The 16,278-nt window shown below is 45.4% G+C and carries 11 protein-coding genes; 8 read left to right on the forward strand and 3 right to left on the reverse strand.

The features are described from left to right. Window positions 1–4: 4 nt before the first annotated feature. A complete protein-coding gene (locus tag QL898_RS01325; protein WP_290175530.1) occupies window positions 5–925 on the forward strand; it encodes a hydroxymethylglutaryl-CoA lyase in 921 nt (306 codons plus the stop codon). 184 nt (window positions 926–1,109) lie between these two features. Then, a complete protein-coding gene (locus QL898_RS01330) occupies window positions 1,110–2,297 on the forward strand; it encodes an isovaleryl-CoA dehydrogenase (protein WP_290175531.1) in 1,188 nt (395 codons plus the stop codon). A 111-nt stretch (window positions 2,298–2,408) separates the two neighbouring features. Here the strand turns inward: QL898_RS01330 and QL898_RS01335 are convergent, their stop codons facing one another. Further along, window positions 2,409–3,137 carry a pantothenate kinase gene (locus QL898_RS01335; protein ID WP_101205592.1) on the reverse strand — a complete coding sequence of 243 codons (729 nt, stop codon included), beginning with the start codon at window positions 3,135–3,137 and terminating at the stop codon, window positions 2,409–2,411. Between the two features lie 59 nt (window positions 3,138–3,196). Continuing rightward, window positions 3,197–4,198, reverse strand: a complete 1,002-nt coding sequence (locus QL898_RS01340) for a biotin--[acetyl-CoA-carboxylase] ligase (protein WP_201547905.1) — start codon at window positions 4,196–4,198, stop codon at window positions 3,197–3,199. Window positions 4,199–4,373: 175 nt separating this feature from the next. Between QL898_RS01340 and QL898_RS01345 the strand changes: the two genes are divergently transcribed. The 6 genes from QL898_RS01345 (at window position 4,374) to QL898_RS01370 (ending at window position 15,511) form a co-directional block, all read left to right on the forward strand. Next, the gene (locus QL898_RS01345) at window positions 4,374–5,177 is read left to right on the forward strand and encodes a sulfite exporter TauE/SafE family protein (RefSeq protein WP_182176708.1); all 804 of its coding nucleotides are present in this window, start codon (window positions 4,374–4,376) and stop codon (window positions 5,175–5,177) included. 51 nt (window positions 5,178–5,228) lie between these two features. Beyond that, a complete protein-coding gene (locus tag QL898_RS01350) occupies window positions 5,229–6,170 on the forward strand; it encodes a hypothetical protein (RefSeq protein WP_290175532.1) in 942 nt (313 codons plus the stop codon). 66 nt (window positions 6,171–6,236) lie between these two features. Then, window positions 6,237–10,193 carry an AAA family ATPase gene (locus QL898_RS01355; protein WP_290175533.1) on the forward strand — a complete coding sequence of 1,319 codons (3,957 nt, stop codon included), beginning with the start codon at window positions 6,237–6,239 and terminating at the stop codon, window positions 10,191–10,193. 215 nt (window positions 10,194–10,408) lie between these two features. Further along, window positions 10,409–11,425: a cell division protein ZipA C-terminal FtsZ-binding domain-containing protein gene (locus tag QL898_RS01360; RefSeq protein ID WP_290175534.1), complete on the forward strand. Its 1,017-nt coding sequence runs from the start codon at window positions 10,409–10,411 to the stop codon at window positions 11,423–11,425. A gap of 239 nt (window positions 11,426–11,664) precedes the next feature. Next, window positions 11,665–13,779 (forward strand): NAD-dependent DNA ligase LigA, encoded by a 2,115-nt coding sequence (ligA, locus tag QL898_RS01365; RefSeq protein ID WP_290175535.1) that lies wholly within the window; start codon window positions 11,665–11,667, stop codon window positions 13,777–13,779. Window positions 13,780–13,885: 106 nt separating this feature from the next. After that, a complete protein-coding gene (locus QL898_RS01370) occupies window positions 13,886–15,511 on the forward strand; it encodes an RNA-directed DNA polymerase (RefSeq protein ID WP_290175536.1) in 1,626 nt (541 codons plus the stop codon). Between the two features lie 153 nt (window positions 15,512–15,664). Here QL898_RS01370 and QL898_RS01375 read toward each other — a convergent pair whose 3' ends face one another. Further along, window positions 15,665–16,228 carry a hypothetical protein gene (locus QL898_RS01375; RefSeq protein WP_290175537.1) on the reverse strand — a complete coding sequence of 188 codons (564 nt, stop codon included), beginning with the start codon at window positions 16,226–16,228 and terminating at the stop codon, window positions 15,665–15,667. Window positions 16,229–16,278 lie beyond the last annotated feature (50 nt).

The following is a 16,278-nucleotide window of genomic DNA, read 5'->3' on the forward strand; positions in this document are numbered from 1 at the left end:
AAGTATGAGCCATTCGTATCCAAGCCATGTCACCATCGTTGATGTCAGTCCACGTGATGGACTACAAAACGAATCGATGACAGTGCCGACTGAAGTTAAGCAAACGCTTATCAATGATTTGATTGCAGCGGGTGTCAAAAAATTGGAAGCGACCAGTTTTGTGTCACCAAAGTGGGTGCCACAAATGGGTGATAACAGTGAGTTGCTCGACGCACTAGCACCGACGCGTCAGACGGACGTTTGCTACTCGGTACTGGTGCCCAATATGCGCGGCTTTGAAAATGCTATCGTACATCGCCCTGATGAGATCGTCATCTTTGGCTCAGCCAGCGAAACCTTTAGTCAAAAAAACATCAACTGTAGTATCGATGAGAGTATCGAACGTTTTGCACCAGTGGCTGCAGCAGCAAAAGCACAAGGCATCAAGGTACGTGGCGTGATCTCTTGTACGGTCGGTTGTCCTTATGAAGGTGACATTGCCCCTAGCCAAGTAGCCTATGTGACCAAGCGTCTGGTAGAGATTGGTTCAGAACAAATTGGCATTGCCGATACCATTGGTGTTGGTACGCCGCTCAAAGTGCAACGAGCGTTACAAGCTGCATTGGAGTATGCTGATATTTCTATGCTATCAGGTCATTTCCATGATACTTATGGCCAAGCGCTAAGCAATACTTTGGCTGCATTACAAATGGGTGTTAGTGAGTTTGATACCTCTGTCGCGGGCCTCGGTGGTTGTCCTTATGCTAAAGGCGCAACGGGCAATGTCGCTACCGAAGATGTGGCGTATATGTTGCATGGTATGGGTATCAGCACGGGTATCGATTTGGATAAATTGGTCGTGGCAGGCGAGCGTATCAGTGAATTTTTAAAGCGACCAAATGGCTCAAATGTAGCACGTGCCATCATCAATAAACGTCAGTCTTAAATAGTATAGTCAATCCACTACGAAGGTATGACAGCGTTAACCTCGTTTGAAGTATTTGATATACATCTACACTCGGTTGCCTTGCCATACTTTCACATTGAATGGACTATTACATCAAAAATAATATGGCTTTAAAAAACAGATTAAAATTCGAAAATTAAATATTTATATACAAGGAATGGTTATGAGTTTACCTGGATTGAATTTTCAACTTGGCGAAGATATCGACGCCCTACGTGATGTCGTACAGCAGTTTGCAGCAAACGAGATCGCCCCACGTGCTGCCGAGATTGATAGTAGCGATGAGTTCCCAATGGATTTATGGCAGAAGATGGGTGACCTCGGTTTGCATGGCATTACCGTTCCTGAAGAGTACGGCGGCTCCAATATGGGCTATGTTGCCCATATGGTCGCGATGGAAGAGATTAGCCGAGCTTCGGCATCAGTCGCGCTTAGCTACGGCGCACACTCTAATCTATGTATTAACCAAATCAAACGTAACGGTTCTGAGGCGCAAAAGCAGAAATATCTGCCAAAGCTAATCAGCGGTGAATTCATCGGTGCACTGGCCATGAGTGAGACAGGCGCTGGCTCAGATGTGGTTAGTATGAAGCTAAAAGCAGAAGAAAAAGACGGCAGCTATGTGTTGAACGGTAGCAAAATGTGGATTACCAATGGTCCTGATGCTGATGTGATGGTGGTTTATGCGAAGACCAATCCTGAAATGGGTGCAAAAGGCATGACGGCCTTTATCGTTGAAAAAGGTATGGAAGGTTTTGGTACAGCGCAAAAGCTAGATAAGCTCGGCATGCGCGGTAGCCATACTGGCGAGATGACTTTTAATAATGTAAAAGTACCAAGCGAAAATATTTTAGGCGGTCTTAATGAAGGCGTGAAGGTCTTGATGAGTGGCCTAGATTATGAGCGCGCTGTATTGGCTGCAGGTCCTATTGGCATCATGCAAGCGGTGATGGACAATGTTGTGCCTTATATCCATGACCGTAAACAGTTTGGTCAAGCGATCGGTGAGTTCCAGCTTATCCAAGGTAAAGTTGCGGACATGTATACTATACTACAAGCCGGTCGTAGTTTTTTATACACCGTGGGTAAAAACCTCGATATGTTGGACGCGCGCGGTGCCGGTCATAGTCGAGAAGTGCGTAAAGACTGTGCCAGTGTGATCTTATGGTGTGCCGAAAAAGCCACATGGATGGCGGGTGAGGGTATCCAAATATTTGGCGGTAATGGTTATACCAACGAGTATCCACTTGGTCGCTACTGGCGCGATGCTAAGCTGTATGAAATTGGCGCAGGCACCAGTGAAATTCGCCGTATGCTAGTCGGTCGTGAGTTATTTAACGAGACTAAGTAAGAAGTAGCTAATGACGCCTTAGCTATTTTCTGACAGTAAAATAAAAAAGCAGTACGTTCAAAACGTGCTGCTTTTTTCATACTAACGTCAAACCGAATTATCTATAAGCGGTTAAGACTTATTGCGATAATCAAAGTATCTTGCCAAACCATTTAGTAATAAATCATCACGTAAGCGCACTGGGCGATTGACATGCTGCGAGATAATGGCTGCATCACCACCTGTCATAATCAATTCAAAATTAGGGTGACGATGGCTAATCTCATTGATCGCGCCGACGATAGAGAGCAAAATACCGCGATGTACCGCGTCTTGAGTAGTTAAACCTTGACTGACGCTATCAAAAGTACCGTTCGAGATAGTGATTTGCTTAGTACCAGAGAACAGTGATTCACGTTGCAGGTAGATACTGGGGAAAATATAACCGCCCAAATGCTCAGCATGATCAATCAAATCAATGGTCACCGCTGTACCACAACCAATCACACACTGGCGTTTTTTCTTATCGACCGCACCGAGCATCTGTAGCCAGCGATCACAGCCGAGCTGCTGATCATTGTAAGCACTTTTCATCAGCGCATGCGCAGCATCGACATGGACAAACTCAAACGGAATATTCAAACGACTGAGCGTCTCTGATACTTTGGCATTGAGATTGTCACCCAATACCGATGAGATACCAATAAAGTCAGGCGCATAACGCTCGAAGCGATCCGTCAGACCCATAAGTAGTTCGGCAGGCGCTTGCAAATGCTGCTTGGCATCATGTGCGACTATTTGTCCGATATCATCGGTTAGCCAGTATTTTAGGCGGGTATTTCCAAGATCAAGCCAGAGCATAAAAGTCCCTTTATATAGTGCTCGTTAATGATGGTGTTCATCAATATAGTTGTCTAAGCCTAATAAATAACGTCGATGCGTCCAGTAAAAAGCGTAGAAATCTTACCGCTATCTTGGCGTAATTGCAAACAGCCATGTGTGTCGACACCACAAGCGATTCCCGTCACGACTTTTTCTTCATTATTATAGTCTTGGGTAACGCGTAAGTGCAGACCTGATAGCGCATCCATCGTCGCAAACTGCTCCAAAAAACTATCCAAATAGTAAGTATGACCCGTTGGCTGTTCTATGCCCAAATGCTCAAAGCGTGTCATCGCCGCCATCAATGCTTTGCACATCTGCTGATAGAGCATTGGTAGGTCTGGTAGGCTCGCAGATCGTGTCTCTAAAGGCAGCATCTCATTAATGCCTTGTAAGCTAATCGCTTGGTAGCTCATACCCTCTGACGTTTGCGTGGTGAGCTTTGGTGCTGCTTGTACGTTTAAGCCAATACCTAGCACCACACCGACCAATCTACCAGCTTTCGTCACTGGCTCTATCAAAATCCCAGCCAGTTTATTAAAGGGTAGGGTACGCTGATTTGCTACATCACTATCCAATGCTGAGTTTAATACTGAGTCTAATACCGAGCTGTCCGTTACAGATTGCACTTTAGATAGCTCTTCAGATTGGCTCTGAGCTTGCTGATAAAAACCCAAGTCATTTGCCCATTTCACACCGATTGGCGTCAGTCCCTGTGCTTGCAGTTGCTCGTTCAGTGTTTGAATGACAGGCATCTTCGCCAGTTCAAGGCCAATGATGAGCGATAATAAGCCACTGATTGGCATATGCACAGGATGGTATAGCGATAGATAGACATTGCCGCGCGGTGATTGCCACGAGCGCCCGTGCTGACCACGACCTGCGCTTTGGGTTTCCGCTGTCAAAACATGTACGGTGGCGACATCTAACGATCCGTTTTGCAAGGCTTCTATCAGCTCGCTATTGGTCGAGGCGCTACTAGCCACATGATGGTGATTGAGCTCGGATAAATAGGGAGGAAAACTGGTGAGTGGCGGCATAAGTTTAGTCGATGTGGTTAAAGGAAACTTTGATATACTGAGCGATTGTTGCGGTCAGACAGTACCGAGTAAACAGCATAAAGGTCACGCTGAGATTTGGCAAATACAATTAAGCACGCCTAAGCGCTAGTGAGTACTATAGCGCCAGTTAGTATTATAAAAGGTTCGTTCTATGATGTTATATGTGTGGTTTGTGATTGCAGGCGCGTTTGCGGGTGTCAGCGCGGGCTTGTTTGGCGTCGGCGGTGGCATGATTATCGTGCCTGCATTGGTTTGGATTTTTACCGCATATGATTTTTCGCCAGAAGTAATCACCCATCTGGCCATTGGTACGTCATTGGCGACCATCGTTGTAACTTCAATCAGCTCACTGACTGCACATAACAAGCGCGGCGGCGTGCGCTGGGAAGTATGGCGTAAGATGGCGCTTGGATTGGTCATCGGTAGTTTGGTCGGTGCGGGTATCGCGGATATGATTGATGGGCAAGCGCTACAGGCTATCATTGGTTTCGGTGCGCTATTGGTCGCCTTAAAAATGCTGTTCTTTTCGAATAAAGAGCAGGTGGGCAAACCGTTACCATCGGCCGGCATCCAGTTTGGTGCAGGTACTGGCATTGGTATGGCGTCCTCTATTTTTGGCATTGGCGGCGGCAGCTTGACCGTACCGTTCTTGAACTGGGCAGGACTGCCGATGAAACAATCGGTCGGCACGTCAGCGGCATGCGGTTTACCAATTGCACTGGCTGGAGCAGCAGGCTTTGCTTGGTTCGGTCAAGACGTGGTCAACCTGCCCGAGGGTACGATAGGGTTTGTCCATGTCACAGGTTTCTTGTTTATTTCAGTGGCCAGTTTTGCCATGGCAAAAGTCGGTGCCAAGCTTGCCCATGTCTTACCTGCACTGATGCTTAAGCGCGCGTTTGGCGTGTTGTTAATATTTGCTGGAGGGCAGTTGTTATTGAGTGGGTTGGGTGTTTTATAGCAATAATGAGTTTTTATAAAATTAGTATGTAAACCATGAGACATTCTTAGTATGAAAGCAGCAGAAAAATATCGCCGTGTTTTTGGTTCAATGAATCATTTAAAAGATCAGATATCATGGACGACGGGTCTCTCTAATATGGTAGAGTTTTTGGCATGGGAGCCGCAGCGTATTTTAGGTATTACTAAAAAACAATACGTACGCCAAATCATTGAGTGGGCGACTCACCCAGAGTTAAAAGATAAAAATATAGAAGAGATTGAGCAATCAGTCATCAAAAAGCTCAATACAAAAATGAATGAAACTGAGCAGCTAGAGACGTATTCAACGCAAACGATGGGTATCTGTAATGCGAGAGAAGCCGTGCGCCGCGTAACGTTCTTTTCTGAAGACTATCTAAATAAAGAGTTCGATATCTTTTTGAGTTTGTGCAGTGATGTCTACTTGGATTTGTTTTATCGTAAATTTATTAGCTTCGAGCCAAGTGGATCATGGTCGACACATGGTAATAGCGGTATGTTTGAAAACAGTACAGAGCTAAAAGCAATGTACATGGACAACCTAGCTTATAACCATCAGGCGAATGTATTGATAGCGAATGAGTTAAAACTCGCTGGCCGGAAAAACCCAGACCAAATCCTAAAGTACTGCTTGATGTACGAGCATTTATTAGCAAAAGGCTTTATCGAGAAAGGGGCAAAGTTTTTGCTGTTATTTATCGGTGGTGACGCGCTAAAGCAAAACAAGCAAACACTCGTAGATCGGGAGCTGGCTCTATGTCATAAACGGCCAAGGAAATATCAGCATCTACTAAGACCAGAGCTGTTAGAAATAGTTGATCATTTAGAAGTGGCAAGTATCTCTTGGTCAGCCTTTATCGAGTTTAATAACCGCTATTTAGCAGAAAATAACGCCTGCCAAGTGGAGCAAAAACTGCTGCGAGGGTTCCATCAAAGCCTTGAATCAAAATCGTTTATGCAGTTAGCCGTTTAACCCTAAAAACCCAGCACAATTTCAGGTAGAATAGCCGCCTGTTTTTGCTAAGTTTATTGACTCTTCATGCGTTTAAAATCTCTAAAGCTGGCAGGCTTCAAATCCTTTGCCAATCCAACCACTTTTACTTTTCGTCATGGTATCACTGCCATCGTCGGGCCGAACGGCTGTGGCAAATCGAATGTGATTGATGCTATCCGCTGGGTGCTAGGCGAAACCTCTGCCAAGCAGTTACGCGGCGGGGCGATGAGTGATGTTATCTTTGCTGGTACGCAGGATAAAACAGCCAAAAGCGTCGCCAGTGTCGAGCTGACCTTTGAGCATACCCAAGATGAGCAGACTGGTATCCGCCACGAGTTTAACTTGTACCAAGAGCTATCGGTTCGCCGTCAGGTAAATAAAGATGGCCGCTCAGATTATTTTATCAATGGTACGCGTTGCCGCCGCCGTGATGTGGTCGATGTGTTTTTAGGTACAGGGCTGGGTGCACGTAGCTATGCGGTGATTGAGCAAGGCATGATTGGGCGCATTGTTGAGTCTAGTCCTGTGCAGCTGCGTGAGTTTATCGAAGAGGCGGCAGGTGTCTCACGCTATCAGGCTCGCCGTGAAGAAACGCAAAAGAAGTTAGAGAAGACAAAAGACAATCTAGCGCGCCTGCACGATATGCAAAGCGAGCTATTACGCCAACAAAAATCACTGTCTAAACAGGCAGCGAGCGCGCAGCGTTACGAAGAGTTGGCATTAACACTAGCTGATATCGAGCAGCAGCTCGCTATTCAGCAGCTCTATCAAGCCAAGCAAACGCATCAACAGCAGAAAGTAGCGCATGAACGTAGTGCTACGGAGGTGACGTCACTACAGGCTGACTACGACACGCTCAAAGCTCAGCAAGACAAGCTCACTGCTCGTATCAATCAAGAGCAATGGCTCAAAGACGATGCCCAAAGCACTCACTATCAGCAGCAGCTCGGCTATCAACAAGCGGAACATAAGTTAAGTGATGCTAAGTCACAGCTGGTTACTATTGAGCAGCAACTGTCTGGCTTGGCACAGCAGCGTGACCAATCACTCGCTGATATCGAACGCCTAAAAGCTGAACAATCTGAGCAGAATCAAGCGTTAGAAGCATTACGTCCGCAGCTTATTGAGCTGACAGATAAACGCAATAACTATAAGCGCAATGAACAGCCACTACAACGCGCGTGGCACGAAGCGCAAAACAATCTGTCACGCTTGCAAGACAAGGCTCGCACGCTTGAGCAGCAGCAGGCGATTAATATCCAAGCACAAAAGCGCCACCAGCAAAGCTATGATAAGTGGCAACGCCGCGAGCAAAATTGGCAAAACCTGTGGCAGCAATTACAGCAGTCTATAGCGCCATCTGCATCTGACAGTACTGATATGAGTAAGATGGATAAGGTGCAAGATCTCAGTCAGGTGCTAGAACAGCAAGTCACTGAGCTAAATACGCAGTTGCAGCAGGTTGAGCGTCAACGCGAAGCCGTCGATGAACGCTTGTCCGAGATACAACCGCAAGCGCATAGTTTGCAGCAGAGACTAAACGCACAGCAGAACGAGTTGAGCGATAATGAAAAGCGTCATGCGCTGCTGGCAGGCGAATACGATACCCTGCATCAAATACTGCATCCGAAACCTACACAAAAGCAATCAGCAAAGACCCAAACTACTGCGACGGATAATGCAGATAACGATGGCATACATCATCAGCCGTTAGCCATCGCAACGCTACGTGAGCAGATTGAGCTAAGTGCCAAGGGGCAGGAGTATGCGCCGCTACTCGATAGTATCCTAGCATTGTGGCTAGATAGCCATGTGCTGACATCTAATCCACAAGCTAATCAACAAGCCAACCAAACAAAGCAATCAAGCGTTGATAATGCTACTGAAGTTTCTCAACAAGCGAATAGCTTGTGGCAAGCGCTTGAGCATGACATTGCAGACTTACTGACTTATCAAACGGTACAAAATACGCCTGCCAGTGCAAACGATAAAGCTTTAGTAGGGACGGGTCATAGTTTATGGTTGCCAACTGCGAAAAGTGACATTAGTGACCATGACTTTGTCAGCGACTTGTCAGATAATTTGATTGATAAAGTGTTGCCATTATCGCAGTTGATTACTCAGCCGCTACTCTCGCTATGGCAGCAGTGCTATATATATACGTCGCAGTTTGAGACCAGTCGGCAGCATGAGATTGATACACTTACTGATGTATTAAAGTCATTACCGCCATCCGCTATTTTGCTTACTGTAGATGGTTGGTTGATTAGCCGTCATGGAACAATTAATTTAAGCAAATTTGCTAGTGCACAGGATAAGCAAAACGATAGCAATAGCCAATTCCTCACGCAGCGCCTGCAACAGCGTACGCGTCTACAAGCGTTAGAAGACTTGCTTGATAAGTTTGAAACTAAAATACAAGAGCAGCAAAAGTCTATTGCAAAAGACCAGCGCGACTATGATGCGTTGATGATTAGCTTAGAAGAAACGCGCGCGCAAGCTGAGCAGTTAACCCGTGACAAGCATAAATACCAGCAGCAACTGACGACCGAGCGAGTCAACGCTGAGCGTTTACAAGCAGATAGCCAGCGTCTGAACGCTGACAAAGCAACGCTTGAACAGGAAAAGCAAGAACTGGCGCAAGAGCAACAAACCCTTGAGCAAGAACAACAGCATATTGAAAGTGAGATTGCTACGCTAACGCCGCAAATAGTAGAAGCACGAGCGACAACTCAGCAACTGCAAGCTGAGCGCAGCGAGCTGAACCGCGCGCGTCAAGCTGATGATGACGCATGGCAAGCATTGCAGCTGCGTATTCAGCAATACGAGATGCGTTTAGAACATAGTGTTAGTAGTCTAGCTCGTGCGACTGAGCAACATGATAAATCCTTAGAGAATGAGCAAAGTCTACAGACTCGTCACGATCAGCAGCAGGCTAAATTGCCAGATCTACAAGCAGCTTTGCAGTCTGCACAGGTAACGCGCGATAAGCAGCAAGTGCTATTGAACGAGCGCGATACTGCGCTAACAGCACTAAAACAAACGTACGCTGAGCAGCAGACAGCATTTGATACATTGCAAAATACGTTGCAAACGCAGCAAAGCGAGCTTGCCCGTCATGCTACTGAGCTGGCATTAAGCGCGGCACGATTAGAGGATGCTAGCGCACACACGCAGAGCGCTTTAGATGCTTATTATCGTGTAAGTCATAAATATAAAGCGCAAGCAGAGCAACCGCAACAAAGCATGAGCGTCTCAAACTTGCTAGCAGATTTTATCGCTCATGATCGCCGCGTCCGTCCAGACAAAATCGCTGAGCTAGAGTCCGAGCGAGCTAAGTTGACCCAGCAGTTGAGCAAGATTGGGCCAGTCAATTTGGCAGCGGTCGCAGAGTTGGCTGAGGTAAACGAGCGCCTAGAGCCACTCGCACAGCAGACGGCAGATATCGCGGCCAGTATGCAGACATTGACCGAAGCTATTGCCTCTATTGATGAGACGACCAAGACACTGTTTATGCAGACACTTGATGCGGTCAATAATGAGCTTGCCAATTTATTTGCCAAAGTCTTTGGCGGTGGACAAGCTAGCCTGACGTTGAACACTGACGAGATGCCAGCCAATACGCCAAAGTCCGAACAATGGCGGGCGGGGCTTACCTTGATGGCGCAGCCGAAGGGCAAACGTAATAGTCGCTTAGCGGTATTATCGGGTGGTGAAAAAACCCTTACTGCGCTAAGTTTAATTTTTGCGATATTTAAGCAGCATCCTGCACCGTTCTGTGTGCTTGACGAGGTCGATGCACCGCTTGATGATGCCAACGTTGCGCGCTTTACCAGTCTCATCCATGAGCTAGCAGATGACTTACAGTTTATCTTTATCAGTCATAATAAATTAACGATGCAAATTGCTGATGAGCTAAAAGGTATCACTATGCCAAGTGCAGGCATTTCTACACTCGTCAGCGTGTCGCTCGATGAAGCCGCACGCTACGTAGAGAGCTAAGAGTGAAATAGTCGACATTAAAAGTGCTATGAGAATCAGCGCGATGCAAATATAATCAATCAATTGGCATAAATGCAAATAAGCTTGACCTCAGTCCAGCATACTGGTTATAAAGTACACAATGTGGTGACGATATAGGTCAGCCATGCTAGAATATTGCCATTTATGCTCGTTTGTGTATTCCCTTTTGTTATATATACTAGGATGTATTTATCATGACCGTTATTCAGTTTATATTGATTGCCATTGCCGCATTTATCGTGCTCGCAGGGCTGTTTATGGTCATCCGTAGCTTTAAGCGCCGCGGTGCTACCGAAGCTGCTGCGGTCAATTATGATAAAAATGGTATTCCGATCATACCGCGTCACGAGCGCAACATCGTTGATCAGCCAGATCTCGATGATACGGTCGCAGGCGAGACGAGCATCGGTCCAGATCGTAGCTACTTGGATGCCGTCGTTGAAGAAGAGCCATTGACGCAAGCGCATACCAACGTTGACGCTCAACTAACGGCTGAGCGTGACCATGTAGCAACTGACGACCATGACGTCATCGATGAAGCCGACTACGCGCGCTGGCAAGAAGAGCAACGCCGTGCCGATAGTGCTGAGTTTGTAGAAGTCGCCGATCAGATGCATATCGAGCAAGAGCCTGATGCGTTCTCTAGCCTAATGTCAGCGACCGATAGTCTGATGCCGACCATCGATACGGCAGAAGAGCCAAGCTTCGATGACAATAGCCCGATACTGGATCAGCATCTATCAGAGTCGGGTGATGATGCGCAAAACGGCCCGTTGATTAATGCCAAAGACAATATCAATATCACCATCTTGCCGCACCAGTATCGCGATCGTCCAGCGGCGATTATCCGTGGTCGTGACCTGTTAACGTTGATTGATAAATACGGTCTACGCTATGGCGCGATGAATATGTTCCATCGCTACGAGCAGAAAGACGGCACTGGTATGCTGTGGTTTAGCATGATGGGTATCACTGATAGCGGTATCGCGCCGTTTGATCCGCATAGTGTCGCGACCAACACTTATAACGGTGTCGTCGTATTCTTGTCATTGCCGCATCCTCAAGCCGTGCGCAGCTTTGATAGTATGATGAGCATTGCTTATATGATGGCAAGCGACCTTGACGCGATTATGCTTGATGAAGATAACGAACCAATCACACCTGAATACAAGCAGCAGCTACGTAACCAAGTTCGTGATTATGAGGGTTAGCAGTCTAGATACCAAAAGCTAAGAAAGTTAAAAGCTGATTAATAGCAGAAATCATAAAAAGGGCAAATAGCGATTAACGTTATTTGCCTTTTTTAATGGGCTATAGTTTCTGCAAAATGCTAATCATAGTAGATTGAACAAGCCTGACATGGATTTGATTTATATAGGATTGGCTATACCGAGCTTCCTACAAACTTGTTATCATATCGACATCTTGAATGACAAAAAAGACCCCGACTATGACTGACACTACCTCACCAAATAATTCTAAAAACCTATCTGCTCAAGTACAAAGCGCAACATCTAACATGGCCAGTTTGACCGATGACAGTGCCAAGAACAGCGCAGAGATTATCTCGCAAATGCGCACGCTTATCGAGTCTATAAAAACGCACAATTATGCTTACTATGTGTTGGATAATCCAATCTTAGAAGACAGCGAGTACGATCAATTGCGTCGCTCATTGCTAGACATCGAAGAAGAATATCCAGATTTGGTGCAGCCAGACAGTCCGATTAATCAAGTCGGTGATATGCCGCTATCGGCCTTTACCCAAGTCACTCACGACATTCCGATGCTGTCGTTAGGCAATGTCTTTGAATATGATGATTTGCGCGATTTTATGCGCCGTGTCAATGATCGCCTGAGCGACTCGCAGCAAAATCCTGAATACGAGATGGAGCTAAAGCTTGATGGACTGGCGGTCTCACTGAAGTATGAGCACGGTAAGTTTGTCCAAGCGGTCACGCGCGGTGATGGGCAGACAGGTGAAGATATTACTCAAAATGCCAAAACCATTCGTAACCTGCCACTATGGATAGCTGATGCTGCTGATATCGAATTGCTAGAAGTGCGCGGTGAAGTGTTGATGCCAAAGGCGGGGTTTGAACGTCTCAATCGTTTAGCAGAAGAGAACGAAGGTAAAACCTTTGCCAATCCGCGCAATGCCGCTGCTGGTAGCTTACGTCAACTAGATCCAGCGATAGCAGCAAGTCGTCCACTGGCGTTCTATGGCTATTCGGTCAATCAAGGTTTGCCAGATACTATCGACACTCAGTCAGGGGCGTTGGCATGGCTTACCGAGCTTGGCTTTACGGTCAGCGCTGTAGAAGTGGTAGCAAATCCACGCGCCGCGCAGACCTATTATGAGTCAGTAATAGAAGGGCGTAGCGATCTGCCATTTGAAATCGATGGCATGGTAATTAAGGTAAACCGCCTTGCGTTACAGCAGCAACTTGGCTACCTATCACGCGAGCCACGCTGGGCGACTGCTTATAAATTCCCTGCCGAAACGGTGATGACGCGTCTCAACGATATCGAGTGGCAAGTCGGCCGTACGGGTCAAATCACACCAGTCGGTAAGCTTGAGCCTGTCAAAGTTGGCGGCGTCACTGTCAGCAATGTCACTTTGCATAACTTCGGTGAGATTCAGCGTTTAGATGTGCGCGCAGGCGATACGGTCAGCGTCCATCGGGCAGGCGATGTCATTCCAAAAGTCACTCGTGTCTGGCACGATCAACGCCCAGCCGATAGCGAACCAGTCACGCTACCCTCTACTTGCCCTGTCTGCGACTCACCTGTTGTCCTGCCTGAAGATGAGGCATTGGCACGCTGTACGGGCGGACTGTTTTGCCCAGCTCAGCAGCAAGAAGCACTTATTCATTTTGTCTCACGTCGTGCCATGGATATCGATGGACTTGGCGCAAGTTGGTTGATTAGCTTCTTTGAGCATGGTCTGGTCAAAACCGTCGCTGATATCTATCAGTTGCACAATCATGCGGATGAGATGGTCACCTTTGAGAAACTGGGTGAAAAATCGGTACAAAATATTATCAATGCAATCGAAGCCAGCAAGCACACGACATTGGCTCGCTTTATCTATGCACTCGGCATCCGTGGTGTCGGTGAAGGTACGGCGCAGAACTTTGCTCAGCAATTTGGTGATTTAGATAGCCTAATGTCGGCCAGTATTGAGACCTTGATAAAAACGCCAGATGTCGGAGAAATAACTGCCGAGCTGACCTACAAATTCTTCCGTGCACCGCATAATATCGAAGTGATTAATTCATTGCTTGAGGCTGGCGTCTATTGGGATAAGGTCGAGCAGGTCGCATCAGAAGGGCTGCCACTCGATGGGCAAACGTGGGTCATCACTGGTGCGCTCGATAGCATGGCGCGTGATGAAGCCAAAGCCAAACTACAAGCGCTGGGTGCAAAAGTCTCGGGTAGCATCTCGACAAAAACCACTGCGCTATTGGCAGGGGATAAGGCTGGCTCTAAACTGACTAAGGCGGAAAAACTCGGTGTGAAGATAGTAGGTGAGGAAGAGTTTTTGGTGATGATTGGGAATTAGGGTACATTGAGAATAATATCCTTCTCATTCAGGTTTTCTGCTGTAAAAGCTTTAAACTCTGATGAATAACAGTCTGTAAATCTAATTAATAGGAATGAGTAAATGTATGAATGCATTATTTAAAGAGCTCAAAAGCAGGTTGAATTTATTAGAGGCTGTTTCTGACGCATCTAGACCTAATGATTTGTTACCATCAAGATTCGAAGACAAGGTTGGAGGAGAGCTAGCTAAGGAATTTGGTGCTTATCTTGAGAAGAAAATTGATGATGGTACTTATACTCCTTCTATTGCCTCTTTTGTTCCTGTTCCAAAGCCAGGATTTACTACAAGACCTGCTGCACTATTAACGCTATCAGACAGGATAATGTATGAAGCTTTAGTGAGTTCAATAAAATCTTCGATTGAAAAGAAACTAATAAGTGATGATTATGTGAAGTGGCCTAGGGCGGAGTACGTAAAGAAAAGGTGGGGTGAGTTTGAGAAAGCACCTCTGCTATCAGGTGAGGAATACATAGTCAATATAGATGTTACAGCATTTTATGATTCAATTGATCATTCTATTCTAGAAGATAAAATAGTGGAAATTACAGGTGAACAACAGGTCGGTTTAGCAATAAAGTTGTTTTTAAATAAAATTATGGATTCGAATAGAGGTCTGCCACAAGGAGTTTTCGCTTCTGATACTTTAGCTACGCTATATCTTCAGTCCGTTGATGCAGCAATGCTTAGATCTGGCTTTAATTACTGGCGACATGGTGATGACATAAGAATGAGTGTCGAAAACTTATCTCTAGCTCGTCAATCAATTGCAATGTCGGAGAATGAACTTAGAAAAATAGGATTAGTTCTAAACTCTTCTAAATGCACAATAAAAAAGTCTGAAAGCTATAGAAGTCATTTAGATGAGATAAGCAAAGTATATGAAAAAATAACAGAAAAACTCTATGAAGATAAAGTTAAGGGATTGAGTGAAGATAACGAAGCTCTCGAAAAAACAATGGATGATGCCAAGCTAGATGAACAAATGAAATGGGACTTATTCTATCATGGATCAATAACGTTAGAAGATGTAATAGAAAAAATGAGAGAGCATCTTCAGCCAGATGAAATAGAGGTAGCAAGAAATCTTTTTAATGAAACAATAATAGGTTTGCCTGATGGAGATGCACCTCTCTCAAAAGATAGGTTTCATGTTCAAATAAAGATGTCGCTTCTTAGGCTGTCTGCTGGTAAATCAGAAGAAGCAATAGAATACTGTTCAACTCTAATAGCTAAATTTCCAGAGAAAACAGAGTTAGTATGTAACTACCTATTAGCTCTGGAATCTGATTATCCAGAAAAAGTTGCTCTACAGGTGGAAGATATTATTAACTCAGAATTGTTTTTGACAGTATGGCAGAAAGCTTGGATATATAGGGTAATGCTAGAATGTGTAGAGTGTTTGAAGCCTGAAACTAAGCTTAAGATTTTAAGCAATTGTGAAAATGAATATTCACATTGGTTAGAGCGAACTGAAGGGTTTAAGATTCTTTCAAAGCTAGGCGAACTACCATTTAGCCTAATTGCAAAAAGCTGGGAGTTGGCTCCAGAAGCTTATAGGCCTGACTTGATATGTTCCGCAGTTTATCTCTCAAAAGAATGTAGTAAATCAAAAAGATTCTTAGAAGGTATAGTGCATCATCCTATTGAGAGAGTTGTAGCTAGGCATTGTACCAGTAAACTTTTATCTTAATAATATTGTTATTTTAGAATAAATATAACATTGGTAATAACCCATGAAATATACGATTAGAACAGAGGTTAATACCAATGCTATTAAAAGATAAAAACTCTATCTCAAGTTTTTACGTTAGTATGCATATGTTAATCGAGCCTACAAATTAAATTACTCCACCATTTCACCATGCGCTTTCACATCGCCTTTCTTACCATCTGGCTGAATCACGATAGGTAGTACCAGTCCTTTAGCAAAGTCATCAGACAGCACATAATCATAGCGACTGGCAGCGACATTGGGCGTGGTATGAATGATAAGCGTCATCTCATTGCCATCGGTTAGCTCGTGTGAGACATAGGTTTCACTCAGCTGATCCAAGGCTTTTGATAGTGCTTCGTTACTTGCCATGCTCACCGTCAGATTGTGCTGAGCGGTCGCAGCGTCCACTTTGAAGTAATCTGCATAGTCTCGGACGTTTTGACTATCGATGGCAAACGGATACTTATAGTTGGTAGGGTCAGCAGGCTTTGTACCACTGTCTACCAGTGACCAGTCGATGGTGTCGGCTGTCGATGCAGTTGGATCTGCTGCTGTCTCCGCAGTTTGCTCAGTGGCATCGACAGAATCGGTAGCGTTATCGCAGCCTGTCAGCGCCCACATGCTTGCCGTTGCAATTACCATCATACTTATCAGACGCTTTGCCATCGAGTTACCCTTTTGATTGTCGGTCATGATTTATTTGTTCTACCTGCTATTTTGACAGCTTTCTTTATGCTTCTCTA

It is taken from the genome of Psychrobacter sp. APC 3279, from assembly GCF_030407795.1.
GTDB lineage: Bacteria > Pseudomonadota > Gammaproteobacteria > Pseudomonadales > Moraxellaceae > Psychrobacter.